The 17,934-nt window shown below is 72.8% G+C and carries 15 protein-coding genes; 4 read left to right on the top strand and 11 right to left on the bottom strand.

Annotation, left to right across the window (positions count from 1 at the left end):
- Window positions 1-6: 6 nt before the first annotated feature.
- Genes AC07DA_RS27060 through AC07DA_RS27025 form a run of 8 tightly spaced genes read right to left on the bottom strand, consistent with a single transcriptional unit; the run spans window position 7 to window position 8,566 of the window.
- A complete protein-coding gene (locus tag AC07DA_RS27060) occupies window positions 7-1,431 on the bottom strand; it encodes an FGGY family carbohydrate kinase (protein WP_479130796.1) in 1,425 nt (474 codons plus the stop codon).
- A 20-nt stretch (window positions 1,432-1,451) separates the two neighbouring features.
- A complete protein-coding gene (locus tag AC07DA_RS27055) occupies window positions 1,452-2,483 on the bottom strand; it encodes a 2-hydroxyacid dehydrogenase (RefSeq protein WP_479130795.1) in 1,032 nt (343 codons plus the stop codon).
- The gene (locus AC07DA_RS27050) at window positions 2,480-3,559 is read right to left on the bottom strand and encodes an ABC transporter ATP-binding protein (protein ID WP_479130794.1); all 1,080 of its coding nucleotides are present in this window, start codon (window positions 3,557-3,559) and stop codon (window positions 2,480-2,482) included. The genes AC07DA_RS27055 and AC07DA_RS27050 overlap by 4 nt, the downstream gene beginning before the upstream one ends.
- Window positions 3,537-4,361: a DeoR/GlpR family DNA-binding transcription regulator gene (locus AC07DA_RS27045; RefSeq protein ID WP_479130793.1), complete on the bottom strand. Its 825-nt coding sequence runs from the start codon at window positions 4,359-4,361 to the stop codon at window positions 3,537-3,539. Before AC07DA_RS27045 ends, AC07DA_RS27050 begins: the two co-directional genes overlap by 23 nt.
- On the bottom strand, window positions 4,358-5,446 hold the full coding sequence (locus AC07DA_RS27040) for an ABC transporter ATP-binding protein (RefSeq protein WP_479130792.1): 1,089 nt from the start codon (window positions 5,444-5,446) through the stop codon (window positions 4,358-4,360). The genes AC07DA_RS27045 and AC07DA_RS27040 overlap by 4 nt, the downstream gene beginning before the upstream one ends.
- Window positions 5,443-6,267, bottom strand: a complete 825-nt coding sequence (locus tag AC07DA_RS27035) for a carbohydrate ABC transporter permease (protein ID WP_479130791.1) — start codon at window positions 6,265-6,267, stop codon at window positions 5,443-5,445. The genes AC07DA_RS27040 and AC07DA_RS27035 overlap by 4 nt, the downstream gene beginning before the upstream one ends.
- Window positions 6,264-7,142 (bottom strand): carbohydrate ABC transporter permease, encoded by an 879-nt coding sequence (locus AC07DA_RS27030; RefSeq protein ID WP_479130790.1) that lies wholly within the window; start codon window positions 7,140-7,142, stop codon window positions 6,264-6,266. The genes AC07DA_RS27035 and AC07DA_RS27030 overlap by 4 nt, the downstream gene beginning before the upstream one ends.
- Before the next feature lie 2 nt (window positions 7,143-7,144).
- Window positions 7,145-8,566: an ABC transporter substrate-binding protein gene (locus tag AC07DA_RS27025; RefSeq protein ID WP_479130789.1), complete on the bottom strand. Its 1,422-nt coding sequence runs from the start codon at window positions 8,564-8,566 to the stop codon at window positions 7,145-7,147.
- Window positions 8,567-8,722: 156 nt separating this feature from the next.
- Here AC07DA_RS27025 and AC07DA_RS27020 point away from each other — a divergent pair, with 156 nt between their 5' ends.
- Window positions 8,723-10,192: an FGGY-family carbohydrate kinase gene (locus AC07DA_RS27020; protein ID WP_479130787.1), complete on the top strand. Its 1,470-nt coding sequence runs from the start codon at window positions 8,723-8,725 to the stop codon at window positions 10,190-10,192.
- 91 nt (window positions 10,193-10,283) lie between these two features.
- Complete coding sequence (locus tag AC07DA_RS27015; RefSeq protein WP_479130786.1) at window positions 10,284-10,907, top strand: histidine phosphatase family protein; 624 nt, start codon at window positions 10,284-10,286, stop codon at window positions 10,905-10,907.
- Between the two features lie 140 nt (window positions 10,908-11,047).
- Here AC07DA_RS27015 and AC07DA_RS27010 read toward each other — a convergent pair whose 3' ends face one another.
- Together AC07DA_RS27010 and AC07DA_RS27005 are read right to left on the bottom strand one after the other, a co-directional pair.
- Window positions 11,048-11,695, bottom strand: a complete 648-nt coding sequence (locus tag AC07DA_RS27010) for a superoxide dismutase (protein WP_479130785.1) — start codon at window positions 11,693-11,695, stop codon at window positions 11,048-11,050.
- A gap of 138 nt (window positions 11,696-11,833) precedes the next feature.
- On the bottom strand, window positions 11,834-13,213 hold the full coding sequence (locus AC07DA_RS27005; RefSeq protein WP_479130784.1) for an amino acid permease: 1,380 nt from the start codon (window positions 13,211-13,213) through the stop codon (window positions 11,834-11,836).
- A gap of 393 nt (window positions 13,214-13,606) precedes the next feature.
- Between AC07DA_RS27005 and AC07DA_RS27000 the strand changes: the two genes are divergently transcribed.
- Complete coding sequence (locus AC07DA_RS27000) at window positions 13,607-14,188, top strand: biotin transporter BioY (protein WP_479130783.1); 582 nt, start codon at window positions 13,607-13,609, stop codon at window positions 14,186-14,188.
- Between the two features lie 81 nt (window positions 14,189-14,269).
- On the opposite strand, the gene AC07DA_RS26995 is transcribed toward AC07DA_RS27000, so the two are convergent.
- Window positions 14,270-14,995 (bottom strand): hypothetical protein, encoded by a 726-nt coding sequence (locus AC07DA_RS26995; protein ID WP_479130782.1) that lies wholly within the window; start codon window positions 14,993-14,995, stop codon window positions 14,270-14,272.
- Between the two features lie 215 nt (window positions 14,996-15,210).
- Here AC07DA_RS26995 and AC07DA_RS26990 point away from each other — a divergent pair, with 215 nt between their 5' ends.
- Entirely contained in the window at window positions 15,211-17,856 is a 2,646-nt protein-coding gene (locus AC07DA_RS26990) for a serine/threonine-protein kinase (protein WP_479130781.1), read from the top strand.
- The last annotated feature ends 78 nt before the right edge of the window (window positions 17,857-17,934 follow it).

Below are 17,934 nucleotides of genomic sequence, written 5' to 3'. Positions count from 1 at the left end.
GGATGTTCACGCACGTGCGCGGGCCCTGGCCCCGGCCAGCCGCTCCAGGTGCTCCGCATAGCCCTCCGCGTAGGCCGCGGCCCGGCCCGGGTCCGGCTCGACGACGGCCGTCGGCCTCGTCCACGCCCCGGCGTCCAGCCCGGCCCCGAACCGCTCGGCCGCCGCCAGCACCGCCCCCCGCGCGCCCACCTCGCCCTCGACGACCCGCAGGGGCCGCCCGAGCACGTCCGCCAGCAGCCGCGTCCAGGCCGGGCTGCGGGTGCCGCCGCCGCAGACGGCGAGGCTCCCCGTCAGGCCCGCCGCCTCCAGGCAGTGCCGGGCCGCGTACCCGATGCCCTCGCAGGTGGCACGCACCAGGTCGCCCCGGGTCGACTCCAGGGAGACGCCGGTGAGTTCGGCGCGCAGCCGCGGCTCGACGAAGGGGGCCCGTTCGCCGGAGGGCGCGAAGTAGGGCAGCACGCGCACGCCGTGCGCGCCGGGCGGAGTCTGCGCCAGCAGGCCGTCCACCTCGTCGTGCCGCACCCCGGTCGTGGACAGCACCCAGTCCAGTGCCGCCGTGCCGACCATGGCCGGCATGGCGCGCAGCCAGTGCCCGGGCCGGTCCGTGGAGATGTACAGCCCGGCCGGTTCACCGGACAGGTCGAGCCCGGTCGTGGCGACCAGGCTGGCCAGGCAGGTGCCGACGATGAGCAGCCCGTCGCCCGGGGACGTCACCCCGGCGCCCAGCGCGCAGGCCGGCAGGTCGTAGGGGCCGCCTGCGAGCGGGGTGCCGGGCGGCAGGCCCGCGCCCCGCGTCCGCGCCGTGGCGACCGGGTCGCTGACCGGGGCCAGCAGGCCCCGCCGGTGGCCCAGTCCGAGCAGTTCGACGACCCGGTCGTCGTACGTCCGGGTCCGCGGGTCGAGGAACGGCATCGACGCGTCCGACACGTCCGTCGTCGGACCGGTCCCCGTCAGCCGCTGGAACACCACGTCCTTGCAGTACAGGGCCGCCTTCGCGGCGTCCAGCGCCTTCGGCTCGTGGCGGTCGAGCCAGGCCAGCAGCGGCCCCGGGCAGCCGGGGAACATCGCGGAACCGGTCCGCCGGAACACCGTCTCGAACGTGCCGTCCGCCAGCCACCGGTCGACCAGTTCGTGGGCGCGCCCGTCCATCCAGGAGGCGGCGGGGCGCACCGGCCGGCCCTCGCCGTCCACCAGCCACACCCCGTCCCCCTGCCCGGTCAGCCCGGCGAACTCCACCGGCTCCGCCACCGCCGAGGTCAGCGCGCCGAGCACGCCGACGACCGCCCCGTACACCTCCTCCACGTCCTGCTCGACGACCCCGCCGTGCAGCGACAGGCCCACCGGCCGGGCCTCGACGGCCAGTTGGCGGCCCGCCGCGTCGAAGGCCGCCGCCTTGACCATGGACGTGCCCACATCGATACCGACGTACATGCGGCTCTCCTCCGGGTCCTTCAGGTCAGACAGTGCGCGAGCGGCTCCCCCCGCACCCAGCGGCCCACCTCTTCGGCGGCGATCCGCGCGGCCTTCTCCGCCACCGCGCGCGAGGCGCCGCCCAGATGGGGCGTGAGCACCACGCGTCCGGCGAATGCCCGCAGCCGGGACTCCACCGGCAGCGGCTCCCGCTCGTAGGTGTCGAGGGCGGCGGCCGACACCCGACCGCTCTCCAGTGCGTCGCACAGCGCGTCCTCGTCCAGCAGCGGGCCCCGGGCCACGTTCACCACCACCGCCCCGTGCGGCAGCAGGCCCAGCTCCCGGGCGCCGATCAGCCCCCGCGTCTCGGGGGTGAGCCGGGCGTGCAGGCTGACCACCCGGGAGCGGCGCAGGAGGTCGTCGAGCGAGGTGACGCGCAGGCCGTGGATCTCGCCGTGCACGTACGGGTCGTACACCATCACCCGCGCGCCGAAGGCGCACAGCACCCGCGCGACCCGGCTGCCGACGGCCCCGTACCCGACCAGCCCGACGGGCAGGTCCTCCAGCTCGTGGCCGCTCTCCTCGTACGTGTAGTACGTGACCCCCTCCCAGCTGCCCCGCCGGGCGAGCGGCTCGTGGGCCTGGGGGATGCGGCGCAGGGCGCACAGCATCAGGCCGAGGGTGAACTCGGCGGTGGCGGCGGCGTTGCGGCCGGGCGCGAAGCACACGCGCACGTCCCGCCGCTTGGCCGCGTCCAGGTTGACGTTGACCGGCCCGCCCCGGCAGACCACGACCAGCCGCAGCTCCGGGCAGGCGGCCAGGACCCTCTCGGTGACCGGCCCCATCTGTGTGACCAGCACCTGCGCCCCGGCCAGCGCCTCGATCATCTCGTCCTCGGCGTCACTGGCCTCGCGCACCTCGGCGACCGGCCCGAACGGCTCCAGCGGCCAGCCCAGCCGCAGCTCCCGCACCTCGGCCCGCTCCACTTCGCGCTCCACCGCCCGCGTGATCAGTGACGGCAGGACGAAGTGGTCACCGGCGGCCACGACACGCGTGCTGTTCCCGGCAGTCATCGCAGGGTTTCTCCCGTCTCGGCGTCGAAGACATGGGTGTGTCCGAGGTCCGCGGCGACGCGCACCCGGTCGTCGTGGGCGAGCCGGACCCCGGGGTCGGTGAGGACGACCAGGTGCCGCTCGACACCGTCGAGAGCGAGGGTCGCGATGCCCGACTCCAACAGCGGTTCATGGGCGACGACCCGTGCGGGCAGGCCGCCTTCGGCGGTGAGCCGGACGTCCTCCGGGCGGATCCCGACCACCACCTCCCGCCCCGCGTCCACCGGCACGGGCAGCGCGATCCGCACCGCGTCGGAGAGGCGGGCCTGGCCGTCGCCGTCGGCGATACCGGGCAGCAGGGTGATGGCGGGCTCGCCGACGAAGTCCGCGACGAACACGTTGGCCGGGCTGTCGTAGATCTCGTAGGGGGTGCCGAGCTGCTGGATGACGCCGTCCTTCATCACGGCGATCCGGTCGGCGAGGGAGAGGGCCTCCTCCTGGTCGTGGGTGACCAGGATGGTGGTGTGGCCCAGGTCCTTCTGGATGCGCTTGAGTTCGCGGCGGGTGGTGTCCCGCTGGGCCGCGTCCAGGTGGGAGAGGGGTTCGTCGAGGAGCAGTACGTCCGGTTCGCGGATCAGGGCCCGGGCCAGCGAGACGCGCTGCTTCTGGCCGCTGGACAGGCCGGCCGGGCGGGCGTCGAGGAGGTCGGTCAGACCGACCCGTTCGGCGATCTCCTTCACCTTGCGGTCGACGTCTCCCCGATCTCTACGGCCCCGGGCCTTCAGTCCGAACGCCAGGTTCTCCGCCACCGACAGCGGCGGATACAGCGCGTAGTTCTCGAACGCGACCCCGATGTTTCGCTGCCGCGCCGGCCGTTGGACCACCGACGCGCCGCCGACCAGGATGTCCCCGCCGGTCACCGGCTCAAGACCGGCGATCATGCGGAGGGTCGTCGACTTGCCGCAGCCCGACGGGCCGAGCAGCCCGAGCAGCTCCCCGGAACGCAGCGCGAGGTCGAGGCCGCGCACCGCGTCCACGCCCGGACGGCCCCGGGCCCGGTAGGTCTTGCGCAGATCACGTAGCTCCAGCTCGGTCATCGCTGCCCTTCGTCGCGCAGACCTCGTAACGGACCTTGTGCTCGTCCAGGTCCCGCAGTGCCTCCGCCGACGCCCCGTCGTCCACGAGGACCGTGTCGAAGCGGGACAGCGGGACGACCCGGTGCAGGGCGACCCGGCCGAGCTTGGTGTGGTCGATCAGCAGCACGTTGCGGGCGGCCGCGTCGAGCATCGCCCGCTTCACCGACACGATGTGCTGTTCCTGGTGGTAGGCGTAACCCCCGTGCACGGCCGACGTCGACGCGAAGCACACGTCCACCCGCAGCTGCTCGACCGCCTCCACGCACGACACCCCGAGGAACGAGGAGTGCAGCGGGTCGTAGTCGCCGCCGAGGGCCATCAGATGGATGCCCCGCTGGCCGGCCAGGAGGTTGATCGCCTCCAGGAAGTTGGTGACGACCGTCAGGGGCGTGACCTCGCCCGTGCACAGCCGTCTGGCTATCTCCAGGGTGGACGTGGAGTCGTCCAGCAGGATCGCCATGCCGGGCTCCACCATCCGCAGGGCGTGCTCGGCGACGGCGGCCTTCTCGGCGCGCATGGTCTTCAGCCGGTACTGCACGTTCGACTCGAAGACCCCCGACGGCTGCGCGGTCACCCCGCCGCGGAACTTGCGGACGACGCCCTGCCGTTCGAGCTCGTCCAGGTCCCGGTGGATGGTCATCAGGCTCACCCCGAACCGCTCGGCCAGCTCCGCCGCCGTCGCCGAACCGTCGGCCAGCACCTGCTCGGCCATGGCCGCCTGCCGCGCCGCGGGCCCCTGCTGTCCACCACTGCTGTTGCTCATGGCTGTGTCTCTATCCGTCGTCCCGGTCGTTCCGGCCGGTCGGCCTCGAACAGCAGCAGGTTCTCAGGCCGGACCACGAGCCGTACCGGATCGTCCGGGCGCAGGCGCGCCGCGTCCGCCCGGGCGGCCACGAGCGACACCCGCTGCTCCCCGGTGCCGAGGCGGACCGTGACCTCGACGGACCGGCCGAGCACCTCGGTGACGTACACGGTCCCGGTCAGTGCGTGGCCCTCGCCGCGCAGGGCGATGTCCCGGGGACGGATCCCGACCAGGACGTCCGTGCCCACCGCGGCCCGCGCGCGCACCGGCACCTCGACCCCGCCGTCCGACCGCACGCCGCGCTCCGTCACCACCCCCGGCAGCAGATTGATCCGGGGCCGGCCGAAGGCCCGTGCGACCTCCGTGTCGTGGGGCCGGTACCAGATCTCCTCCCGCGTGCCCGTCTGCGCGATCCGCCCCTGCCGGACGACCCCGATCCGGTCGCCGAGCGCCAGCGCCTCGACCGAGTCGTGGGTGACGTAGAGGGTGGTGGTGCGCTGCACGGCCCCGATGGCCTTCAGTTCGGCGCGCATCTGCTGGCGCAGCTTGGCGTCGAGGTGGGACAGCGGCTCGTCGAGCAGGAAGGCCCGGGCGGGGCGGACCAGCACCCGGCCGAGGGCGACGCGCTGCCGCTGCCCGTTGGACAGTTGCCCGACGGACCGGTCCAGCAGCCCGGAGATGCCGAGCAGTTCGGCGATCGCGCCGATGCGCTGCCGGGCCTCGGCGGCGGGCAGCCGGTACCGGGGAGAGCGCAGGGGCGAGGCGAGGTTGTCGTAGACCGAGCGGTGCGGGTAGAGGGCGTAGCTCTCGAAGCACATCGCCACGCCCCGGTCGTAGGGCTCGACGCCGCGCATGTCCTCGCCGCCGAGCACGACCGTGCCGGAGTCGGGCTGTTCGAGCCCGGCGACGGTCTTGAGCGTGGTGGTCTTGCCCGCCCCCGACGGGCCGAGCAGGCAGAAGAACTCGCCCTCCCGCACCTCCAGGTCCAGCCCGTCCAGCGCGACGGTCCTCCCGTACGTCTTGCGTATCCCGCTGAGCCGGATCACGACTTCACCGCCCCGAAGGAGAGCCCCCGCACCAGATAGCGCTGGATGGTCAGCGCCAGCAGCAGCGGCGGGACGACGGAGACGAGCGCTGCGGCGGCCGTGAGGTTGTACTTGGGCCGGTCACCGCCGAGGAAGGACAGGGCGCCCACGGTCACCGTCTGGGCCTCGTTGGAGGTGAGGATCAGCGGGAAGACGAAGTTGTTCCAGGCGAAGATGAACGCCAGCAGCGACACGGCCGCGATGCCCGGCTTGACCAGCGGCAGGGCCACCTTGAAGAAGGCCTGCTTGCGGGTGTAGCCGTCCAGCAGGGCCGCCTGCTCCAGCTCCGGGGTGAGGTCGGCGAAGTACGACCGCATGATCCACACGATGAGCGGCAGCGTCACCAGTTGCAGCACCCACACCATGCCGACGTACGTGTCGAACAGGCCGAGCTTCTGGTAGAGCACGAACAGCGGGATGATGACGGTCAGTTCCGGCGCGAAGCGGAACGACAGCAGCGTGAACATCAGGTTCTCCGAGCCCTTGAACCGCCACCGGGCGGAGGCGTACGCCGCCGGGAGCCCGACGGCCAGGGACAGGGCCACCGCCCCCACCGACACCACCAGGCTGTTGACGAAGAACCGCACGAACGGGATGCCCTCGCTGTCGCCGAGGACGGTCCGGTAGCCGTCGAGGGTGGGGGAGAAGGAGAAGTAGGTGGAGAACAGCTGGTCCGCCGGCTTCAGCGACAGGATCACCATCCAGGCGATCGGGAACAGCGCGAAGACGAAGTAGAGGACCAGGGCGGCGTCCGCGAGCCATCCCAGCGCGCGCTTGCTCACGTGGACACCTCCGCGGCTCGGCGCTGGATCTTCCCCAGGTGCTTCACCAGCACCATCGCGGCCAGGTACACCACGGCCCACAGCACGATCGTGTAGGAGATCCCGAAGGAGTAGCGCTGGAAGCGGATCGCCTCCAGGTAGGCCCGGATCTGCAGCACGACGGTCGAGTCGCCCGGCCCGCCCTCGGTGAGGGCGTAGATGATGTCGAACACCTTCAGCGAGTCCATGAACCGGAAGATCACGGCGACCAGGACGTACGGCCACAGCATCGGCAGGGTCAGCCGGCGGAAGGTGTACCACCACCCCGCGCCGTCCACGGCCGCCGCCTCGAACGGGGAGGCGGGCAGCGACCGCAGACCGGCCAGGGCGAGGATCGCCACGAACGGGGTGTAGACCCACACGTCCACGGCGATCGACGACAGCAGGGCGCCCGCCGGGGTGTCGGTCCACTGCACGCCGCCCAGACCGAACGGCCTGAGCAGGTGGTTCACGACCCCCACCGACGGCTGCAGCATCAGCTTCCAGATGATCGCGGCGATCACCGGGGCGATCATCAGCGGCAGGATCAGGATCTTCTCCAGGACTCGTCCGGCCACCGTCGAGCGGTGCAGCAGCAGGGCGACGGCCACTCCCAGCACGGTCTCCGCCAGGGCCGCCCCGACCGCGTACAGCACGGTCACCCACGCCGAGTTCCAGAACGCCTCCTGGGTGAAGACGGTGGTGTAGTTCTCGAACCGCACCATGTCCGGCTGCGGTTTGCTCGCGGAGAAGTCGAACAGCGTGTAGTACAGCCCGAGCCCGAAGGGGTACAGGATCCCGCAGGTCAGCAGCAGGGCCGGGACGATGAGGAGGTACGGGCGCAGCGCGAGCCGCATGGCTAGCCCACCTTGCCGGCGAGGTCGTCCGCCAGCCCGTCCAGGACCGGCTTCGCGCCCTTGCCGCCGTAGATCTCCTGGAGGGCCGCGGCCCAGCTCGTCGTCGCGTCGAAGAACTGCGCCTGCGGGGTGAACTGGATCCTCGTCTGGTCGACGACCGTCTCGAAGGTTTCCAGGAACCCGGGCAGGTGCCGCATCTTGTCCTTGTACGCGGCGTCCTCGGCGACCGACCTGCGCACCGGGTCGATGTGGTTGTGGGTGATCGCGCCCCTGCGCAGGTGCTCCTTGCCGGTGGCCCACTGCAGGAACAGCCAACCGGCGCTCTTCTTCTTGCTCTTGGCGTTCATGCCGAGCGACCAGATCCACATGTTGGTGGCCAGCGACCCGTCCGGGCCCTTCGGCCCGGGGTGGAAGGCGATCTTCCCGGAGGCGGGGCTGGCGCCCTTCACGGCCTGGAAGTAGGCGGCCGTGTCGGCGTCGAACAGCATCCCGGCCTTCTTCGCGCCCAGGTCGCTGGAGCACTGGTACCAGGTGTAGGAGGTCCAGGACGGCGGGCCGCCCCGCTTCACCATCCGCGCCCAGTCCTCGGTGAAGGCGACGGCCTCGGGGCTGTTCATCGCGGGGGTGAGCCTGCCCCCGTCGACGGTGAAGTCCTTCAGGCCGTTGCGCGCGTACATCGTCATGAAGCCCGGGTGGATGGTGGCCCAGCTGCGGGAGCCGCGTACGGCGATCCCGTACATGCCGTCGAAGCCCGCGCCCGGCGCCTTCCGCTTGATCGTCGCGGCCAGTTCGGCCAACTCGTCGAAGGACTCCGCCGGTTCCAGGCCGAGCTTGCCGAACACCTCGGTGTTGTAGGCGACGACGTTGGTCTCCCAGCCCCACGGCAGCGCGTACTGCCCGCCCCGCCCCAGCGGCGCGCCCGCCTTCAGCGACCACTGGTCGGCCTGGAGGAGGTTCGGGAAGAAGTCCGCCTGGTCCCACTCGGCGCCCGTGGCGGCGGAGTTGCGCATCCAGGGCCCGAGGTCCTCCAGCCAGCCCGGCGGCCCGTACTGCCACACCATGTACGCGCCGAGCATGAAGACGTCGTAGGAGGCACGGCCGCTGGACAGGTCGACGGTGAGCTTGTCGAAGTAGTTGTCCTCGGGGAAGACGTCGTACTCGACCTCGATGCCGGTCTTCGCGGTGAAGGACTTCAGGTCGGCGATCAGCGCGTCGGTGTACGGGTGCTTGTTGAGCAGCGCCTTGACGGTCGTGCCCTTCTCGCGCCGCCAGTCGAAGGAGCCGGTGACGTCGTCGGCGGCGGAGCCGTCGCCCTCGCTGTCGTTCCCGCCGAAGCCGGCACCGCAGGCCGTGAGCAGCGGGGCGGCGGCGGCCCCGGCGGCGAGGGCGAGGAAGCGCCGGCGGTCGTGCACGTGCGTGTCCATCCGTACCTCCGCGTGGAGCCTGGGTAACACGTCGAGTCGACTCGTTAACAGAGGGTGGAACGGCCGAAGTTGGGCGTCAATCCCTCGCGCACGGGAAAATATCGGGGCACAGTGAGAAGTTCACAGGTCCGGATGCGACGGCGTGGGAGGTTCCGGATGGCGGACGAGGGTGCGGCCTGGCTGGGCGTCGACCTGGGCACGCAGGGCGTCCGCGTGCTGCTCGTCACCGCCGACGGCACGGTCCTCGGCAGCGGCTCGGCCCCGCTGACCGGACGCCGCGACGGGGTGCGGCACGAACAGGACCCGGTGCGCTGGTGGGCCGCGCTGTGTACGGCGTCCCGGGCGGCCCTCGCCGCCGCGCCCCCCGGCACCCCGGTCGGCGGCCTCGCGGTGTGCGGAACGTCCGGCACGGTGCTGCTCACGGACGGCTCGGGCCGGCCCGTCGGCCCGGCGCTGATGTACGACGACGCACGCGCCGCACGGGAGGCGGCCCGGGCCCGGCAGGCCGGACTCGCGGTCCAGGACACCTGGGCGCTGCCGAAGGCGCTGTGGCTGCTCGGGGAGTACGGCCCGGGCCTGCGGCTCGCCCACCAGCCCGACCTGGTCGTCACCCGCCTCACCGGCACACCGCCCCCGGCCGACTCCAGCCACGCCCTCAAGACGGGCTACGACGTGGAACACGAGTCCTGGCCGGAGGCCGGCCTGGCGCGACTCGGCGTCCCCGAGGGGCTGTTGCCCGGCGTGGTCCGCCCGGGCACCCTCCTCGGCGAGGTCTGCCCGGCCGCCGCCGACGCCACCGGCATCCCCGCCGGCACACCGGTGCTCGCCGGGATGACCGACGGCTGCGCGGCCCAGATCGCCTCGGGCGCGCTGCGGCCCGGCTGCTGGAACTCGGTGCTGGGCACGACCCTGGTGCTCAAGGGCGCGGCCCGCGACCCGGTCCGGGACCCCACGGGCGTGGTCTACAACCACCGCGCCCCGGACGGCACCTGGCTGCCGGGCGGGGCCTCCAGCGTGGGGGCGGGAGCACTCGCGGCGCACTTCCCGGACGCCGACCCCGCCGTGATGGACGAGCGGGCCGGGGCGTTCGAACCGTCGAGCGCGGTCGCCTACCCCCTCGTCTCACCGGGGGAGCGGTTCCCGTTCCGGGCGCCGGACGCCACCCCCCTCCTGCTCGGCGACCCCGCGGACGACGCCGACCGGTGGGCGGCGCTGCTCCAGGGCGTGGGCCTCGTGGAACGGCTCTGCCTGGACTACCTGCACCACCTCGGCGCCCCGCTCGACGGCCCGCTCACCTTCACCGGCGGCGGCGCGCGCAGCCCCTACTGGAACCAGCTGCGCGCCGACATCCTCGGCCGCCCGGCGCGGGTGCCCGAGCGGACGGAACCGGCGCTGGGGATGGCGGCGCTGGCCGCGTACGGGGTGTCGGGGGCCGGGTCGCTCGCCGGTGTCGCCGGCCGCATGGTCCGCGTCCGGACCGTCGTCGAGCCCCGCCCCGGCCGCACGGCGCTCTTCGCCGAGCCGTACGCGCGCCTCGTCGACGCCCTCCGGGGCCGCGGCTGGCTGCCCGGCCCGGTCGCGGAACACGCCCGGGCCCGGCTGGACCTGGACACGGGGCGATCGTGACCTGGACCCTGGTGCGGCCCCGCACCGGTCGGGCGGCCCTCCCGGCGCCGTCCCGCACCGACCGCCCGACCGCACGCGAACGGACCGGCCCATGACCACGACCCTCCTGCTGGCCCGCCACGGACAGACCGTCTGGCACGCCGAGAACCGCTACGCCGGTGTCAGCGACATCGCCCTCACCGACACCGGCCGTGCCCAGGCCGAGGCCCTCGGACGCTGGGCCGCCGCCCACCCGGTCGACGCGATCCACACGTCCCCGCTGTCCCGGGCGGTCGCCACCGCCGACCCCGCCTGCCGCGCCCTCGGCCTCACCCCGCGGCTCGAACCGGACCTGCGCGAATGCGACTTCGGCGTGGTCGAGGGCCGCACGCTGGCCGAGTTCGAGGCGGAGGACCCCGAGTGGGCCGCGGCCTACCGGGCCGACCCGGTCGCGCACTCCTTCCCCGGCGCCGAGGACCCGACGGCGGCGGCGGCCCGGGGAGTGCGCGCCCTGCGGGAGACCGCCGCCGCCCACCGCGGCGGACGCGTCCTGGTCGTCGCCCACAACACCCTGCTCCGCCTGGTGCTGTGCAGCCTGCTGTCGATCCCGGCGAGGGAGTACCGCAGGGTGTTCCCGCGGCTGCGGAACGCGGCGATCAGCGAACTGCGCATGAGTCCCGACGGTTCGGCCGCGCTCCTGTCCCTCAACGTGCCGTGCGCACCGGACCTGCCGTAGCGCGGGGAGCGCCCGCGACCGCGGCCCACGCACGGAAGACCCCCGCGAGTCCTGTCCTCGCGGGGGCCTTCTTCTCTCCGCCTGCCGTACGTGAAGGGTGAGAAGACGATCACGAGGCAGGACGCTTCACGCGGGCGGTCTCAGGGGGCCAGCAGCAGCACGTCCGCCCGGGACTTCGCGGCCGCGTAACGCCGGGCCACGTCCTGCCAGTTCACGACCTGCCACATCGCCTCGATGAAGTCCACCTTCTGGTTGCGGTACTGCAGGTAGAAGGCGTGCTCCCAGGCGTCGAAGACGAGGATCGGGGTCGCGCCCTGGCCCACGTTGCCCTGGTGGTCGTAGACCTGCTCCACGATCAGCCGGCCGCTCAGCGGCTCGTGGGCGAGCACGCCCCAGCCGGAGCCCTGCGTGGTCGCGGCGGCCTTGGACAGCTGGGCCTTGAAGCGGGCGAAGGAGCCGAAGGACTCGGTGATCGCGTCCGCGAGTTCGCCCACGCCGTCCTGCGCGAGCGGCTCGCCGCCGCCGTCCTTCGGGCCGGTCATGTTCTGCCAGTAGATGCTGTGCAGGATGTGCCCCGAGAGGTGGAAGGCCAGGTTCTTCTCCAGCCCGTTGATCGACCCCCAGGCCTCCTTGTCCCGCGCCTCGGCGAGCTGCTCCAGGGTGTCGTTGGCACCCTTCACATAGGCCGCGTGGTGCTTGTCGTGGTGCAGCTCGATGATCTCGGGGCTGATCACGGGGGCGAGTGCCGCGTAGTCGTACGGCAGGTCGGGCAGCGTGTAGACGGGCATGGGCGGGTTCCCCTCCGAACCTCTTATTGCAAGTCTCTTGCAACTGCACGTTAGCAGCAAGAGGGTGGTGACGGGTGCCCCGGGCACGCGAAAAGGCCCCCGCGTGTCTCACGGGGGCCTTCTTCCGTCACCGGGTTCCTACTGCCGGGCGCGCGCCCTCTGCCAGGCGTACCCGACGGCCGCCAGGGCCAGGGTCATCCCGCCCGTCGAGTACAGCTGCACCCGCGTGTCCGGCTCCCGGGCCATCAGGACGAACACGGCGGCCATGCCGGCCAGTGCCAGCCACGTCAGCCACGGGAACGCCCACATCCGCACGACCAGCTTCTCGGGAGCCTCGCGCTCCATGCGGCGGCGCAGCCGCAGCTGCGAGACGGCGATGAAGATCCACACGACGAGGATCACCGCGCCGATCATGTTCAGCAACCAGGCGAAGACGTCGTTCGGCCGCCAGTAGCTCAGCAGCACGCACAGGAACCCGAACACCGAGGAGGCCAGGACCGCGATCCGCGGCACCCCGCCCGAGACCCGGCCCAGACCCTTCGGGCCCTGGCCGCGCTCCACCAGCGAGTAGGCGATGCGGGAGGCCCCGTAGATGTTGGCGTTCATCGCGGACAGCAGCGCCACCAGCACGACCACGTTCATCAGCTGCCCGGCGCCCGGGATGCCCAGCTCGTCGAGGGCGGCGACGTACGGGCCCTTCTCGACGACCTCCTTCGAGTCCCAGGGCACGAGTGTGACGATGACCGCCATCGAGCCGATGTAGAACAGCGCGATGCGCCACATCGCGGTGCGCACCGCGCCCGCCACGCCCCGGACGGGGTTCTCCGACTCGGCCGCCGCGATGGTCACCGTCTCCAGGCCGCCGTAGGCGAAGACCGAGGCGAGCAGGCCGATGACCAGCCCTTCGCCGCCGTTGGGCAGGAAGTCGGTGAGGTTGTCCGCGCCGGGCGAGTCGGTGCCGGGCAGGACGCCGAGGACGGCGAGGACGCCGAGCACGAGGAACAGGGAGATCGCGGCGACCTTCAGCGCCGCGAACCAGAACTCGAACTCGCCGAAGTTCTTCACGGCCGCGAGGTTCGTGCCGCAGAAGACGAGCATGAACAGCGCGACCCACGCCCACTCCGGGGTGCCCGGCAGCCAGCCGCTGACGATCTTCGCGGCGCCGATGCCCTCCAGGCCGACCGCCGTGCACAGCAGCACCCAGAAGGCCCAGCCGGCCGTGAACCCGGCCCAGGGGCCGATCGCCCGCTCGGCGTGCGCGGAGAACGAGCCCGAGGAGGGATACGCGGCCGACATCTCGCCGAGCATCCGCATCACCAGCATCACGAGGAGGCCGGAGAGGGCGTAGGCGACGACGATCGACGGACCGGCGGCGGCGATGCCGGCCCCGGAGCCGACGAACAGACCGGCGCCGATCACCCCGCCGAGGGCGATCATCGACAGGTGGCGCTGCTTCAGGCCGTGGGAGAGGGAGGCGCCGTCCGTGCCGGTCGGCGTCTCCTGGGTGGTGCTGGGCATGGGCGCGGCTCGTCCTATGCGTGAGGGGCGTACGAGGGCAAAAACGCCGCCAGTCTCGGATGCCTCCCCGCCGGGACGGAGAGGCATCCCACGATGTGGACGTCCCTGTCGCTCTGCGTGCCCGGGTGACAACAGGAGGGTGGCCGTGGTCCGGGGCAGGGGAGCCTCGGCCTCTTTGGGGGAAACCTACAGACGGCTCCCGCGCCCCTCCCGTGGCGCACGGCACCCGAGCACCGTGACCGGCGTCACGCCGTACTCGGTGTAACCCGCACCCTTTGTGCGAAGCCGACCAAGCGCCGGTTCGCGCCTTTGTCGACCGCTGACGGTGATCGGGCCGAGGGCGCTGGGATAGCGTCACGGTGTCCCACCGGCCCTCACCCTCGCGGAGTCCCCATGAGCACCGCTGCCGCCACACCCGCCCGCACCGGACAGGTCCTCGCCGACCTGCTCCCCGCCTCCCGTGTCCGGGACGCGGCCCTCGTGCTCGGCGGCGCCGCGCTCACCGGCCTCGCCGCCCAGCTCTCCGTGCCCGTGCCGGGCTCCCCGGTGCCGGTGACCGGCCAGACCTTCGCCGCGCTGCTGGTCGGCACGTCCCTCGGCGCAGGCCGCGGCTTCCTGGCCCTGGCGCTGTACGCGGTGGCGGGCATCGCCGGCGTGCCGTGGTTCGCGGGTGCCTCCTCCGGCGTCGCGCCCTCCTTCGGTTACATCCTCGGCATGATCCTCGCCGCGACCGTCGTGGGCGCCCTGGCCCGCCGCGGCGCGGACCGCTCGGTGTGGCGCACGGCCGGCGCCATGCTCGTGGGCGAGGCGATCATCTACGCCGTCGGCGTGCCCTACCTGGCCCTCGCCACGGGCATGTCCGCCACCGCCGCGATCGCGGCCGGGCTCACGCCGTTCCTCATCGGCGACGCGCTGAAGGCGGCCCTGGCGATGGGCGCGCTGCCGACGGCGTGGAAGTTCGCGAACAAGCGCTGAACCCGCGGGAGCCGCCAGAGGCCCGCCGGGGACGCACCGTCCCCGGCGGGCCTCTTCGTGCGCACACCCGAGGTGACCGGATCAGCCCTCCCGCACCGCGGGCGACCGCCGCCGCGACCACCACAGACCGGCCAGGCCCGCGCCCAGCAGCGACGCACCGGCCGCGCCCAGCGGCAGCAGATCACGCGCCGGACCCGTCCTGGGCAGTTCCCTGCCGCCCGGGCCCGCCGGCTCGTTGTCCGTGCCGAGCAGCAGGGGAGTGGCCGGCGCGTCCGGCGAGGGGTTGGTGGTGCCGAACGGCACCGGACCCTGCTGCCAGTACGTCTTCCTCCCGTCGCTCGACTGGACCGGCAGACAGATCTTCCCGGTCCCGCCGAGGTCGTACGTCGCGTCCACGGCGTACGACTTCGACTTACCCGCCGCGAGATTGTCCAGCGGGCAGGCGAATCCGCTGTTCGAACCCTCCGGAAGGTCCTTCTCGGCTATCGCGGAACACCCTTCGACGTTCTTGACGACAAGCCCGTCGAAACCGACGACCAACAGCCTGATCCGCCCGCTGTCCCGGGTCCCCTCGTTCTTCACCGTGGCGGTAATCGCCGTCTTTTCCGAACCGTTGTCCACGGAGATCTTCCCGGGGAGCAGCGTGGTGAGTTCCACACCGGCCGGCGCCGCGTCGACGGCCTTTCCCCCCTTGCTGCTCGCGGGCCCTTCGTCCTCCGCGCCGGCGGTGCCGGAAAGGATCAGCACCGCTGAGAATGATGCCGCGACCAGCGGCCCGGCGACCACGGCCGTACGACGAGAACTCATGTTCGTCCCCCCTTGCGTCCCCCTGTGCTGCGCCCGAATTCGCAGCACTGAAAGAGGTACCACAAGATTTCATCGCACTATCCTGGTGCGGCACGAAGTGTGACCGTTGTGTTTCACTGGAGTCGGTCGCGGCGTCGTGGAGGGGGTGCAGCGGATTGCCGGGAAATGCGAACAGCGGCGGTGTTCCGGGGATATTGGTGACGGGACGTTATCGGTTGGTCGAGAGTATCGGCCAGGGGGGAATGGGGCGGGTGTGGCGGGCCGCCGACGAAATACTCGACCGGCAGGTCGCCGTCAAGGAAATGCGGATCGACGGACTCGACGCGGAGGACAGCAGGACGCGCCGCGAACGGACCCTGCGCGAGGCCAGGGCCACGGCCCGCATCGACCACCCCAACGTCGTCCGCGTCTACGACGTCGTCGACGAGGGCGAACGGCTCTGGATCGTCATGGAGTTGGTGGCGGGCCGCTCCCTGGAACGCGTCCTCGCGGAGGAGGGCCCCCTCGGCCCCTGCGAGACCGCCAGGATCGGGCTCGGCCTGGTCGCCGCACTCCGGCAGGTGCATGAACGGGGCGTGCTGCACCGGGACATCAAGCCCGGGAACGTCCTGGTGGAGAACGCGGGCGCGGTGGCCGGATCCGTCCGGGCGGGACGCAACGTCCCGGCCACGCCCTCCCGTTCGCCGGCCCGGCGCGTGGTCCTCACCGACTTCGGCATCGCGGCGATCCAGGACGCCAAGGCGCTCACCATGGTCGGCATGCTGGTCGGCTCGCCCGACTACATGGCCCCCGAGCGCGTCTCCGGCCGCCCCCAGGGCCCGCCGTCCGACATCTGGTCCCTCGGCGCGACGCTCTGCGCGGCCCTGGGCGGCCGCTCCCCCTTCTCCCGCGGGACGACGTTGGCGACCCTGCACGCGGTCCTCTACGAGGAACCCGAACTGCCCGCGGCGGCGGGCCCCTTGCGCGAGGTCCTCACGTCCCTCCTGGAGAAGGACCCCTCGGCCCGCCCGACCCTGGAGGAACTGGAAACGGCCCTGGAACCGGTGGCGTTCCCCCTGCCGACCCCCACGGTGGCGGTGGGGGCGCCGGGGACGGGAGCCGCCGCCGAAGCGGGGGCGGCCGAAGCCGGGCCTGCCGACGGGGGAGCTGCCGACGGGGGAGCTGCCGACGTCGAGGCGGACGCCCGGAGGCCGGGCCTCGGGGCAGGAGCGTACGCGGAAACGGAACCGGGCCCGATCCCGGAACCAGCCGGGAAGCCAACGGCTGCCCGGGGGGAGAGGCAGGAGCAGGGGCAGGAGCAGGAACTGCGGCCTTCTGAAGCGGGGCAGGATCTGGGGCAGGAACTGCGGCCCTCTGAACCGCGGCAGGAGCCGCCGGTGCCGCAGCCTGCCCCGCAGGGAACAGGCCCGGGTCCGGAGCATCGGCCTCCACCGGGCCGGAGTCCGGATTCGAGCCGGGGTCCGAGTCCGGATCCGGGCCAGAGTCCGAGTCTGAGTCCGGATCCGAGCCACAGCCCGAGCCCGGCCCAGAGTCCGAATCCGAGCCAGAGTCCGGATCCGAGCCACAGCCCGAGCCCGGCCCAGAGTCCGAATCCGAGCCAGAGTCCGGAATCCAGCCGGGGTCCGAGCCCGGCCCAGAGCCAGAGTCCGAGTCCGAGCAAGAGCTCGACCCCGACTCCGCAGGACTCCCGGCCCTTCACTCCACCGGACCCCCGCCGCCCCGCGCCGATCGCGCAGTCGATGCCCCACCGAAGCCCGGACAGCCCCGCCCCCGCTCCCGTCCCCCCACACGCGAAAGCCGCCCGGAACCCCCAGCCCGCACCGCCCTCGGCCCCGACCCCGACCCCGGCACCAGCCACATCACCGTCACCGACCCCGGCCCAAGCCTCAACCCCGGCCCGCGATCCGGCCCCAGCCCAGCATCCGGCCCCAGCCCAGCATCCGGCCCCAGCCCAGGATCCAGCCCCAGCTCAGGATCCAGCCCCAGCCCAGGATCCAGCCCAGGGTCCGTCCGCAGCAGGTCGCACCCCCGCCACCCGGCCCGCCGCGTCGCCCCCCGTCTCCCTCACCCGCGCACAGGCGGAGACCGAGCACCGCTCCCACCCCACACCGCAGCCGGCCCCGGCACCCGCGCCGGCCGGGGGACTCTCCGCTCCCGGCACACCGCCTCCGCGCCCGGGCACACGTCACCGCCGCACGGCGTTCGCGGTCGCGGCGGCCGCCGTCGCCACCGCCGGCACGGTCGTGGGGATCGTGCTGGCCACGTCCTCCGCCCCACCGGACGGCGATCCCGACCGCGCGGGCCACACGGCGTCCGCGCCCCCCACCACGTCCGGCACCCCATCCGACACCGCGTCACCCACCACCTCGCCCACCAACTCACCCCCCGCCTCGCCCCCCGCCTCACCCACCGTGGAGGGCACCGCCAGGCCGCGGAGCCTGCCGCCCGGCACGCACCGGGAGGCGGGCGGTTTCGCCTGGGCGACGCCCGACGGCTGGCGGCGGGACGTGAAGACGGGCGCGGAGGTGCACTACACCTCCCCGGACGGCGCACAGGAACTGGTCGGCAAGTCGTCCCTGGCCCGCGGCGACCTCCTGGAGACCTGGCAGACGTCGGAGCGCAACGCCCAGCAGGGGCAGGACTACCGCAAGATCCGCCTGGAGGAGACGACGTTCCGCGGCCACCCCGCGGTCGTCTGGGAGTACACGTTCACCCTGAGAGGCGTCCACTGGCACGCCCGCCTGCTCGGGTTCAACGTGAAGGGCAAGTCGTACCAGGTCAACACCTGGTACGACGCGGCCGTCGAGCCGGAGGCCCTGCGCACCTACGAGAACGTCAAGGACAGCTTCACGGTGCTGTAGGGCAGCGACGGCGAGAAAAAAGGGCCTGCGGCGCGTGCCGAAAGGCAGCACGCGCCGCAGGCCCGGCCGTTCACCGGA

The sequence above is a fragment of the Streptomyces sp. NPDC044921 genome, from assembly GCF_056432865.1.
The sequence above is the reverse complement of the archived record's forward strand: the minus strand, read 5'-3'. Positions and strand labels throughout refer to the sequence as shown.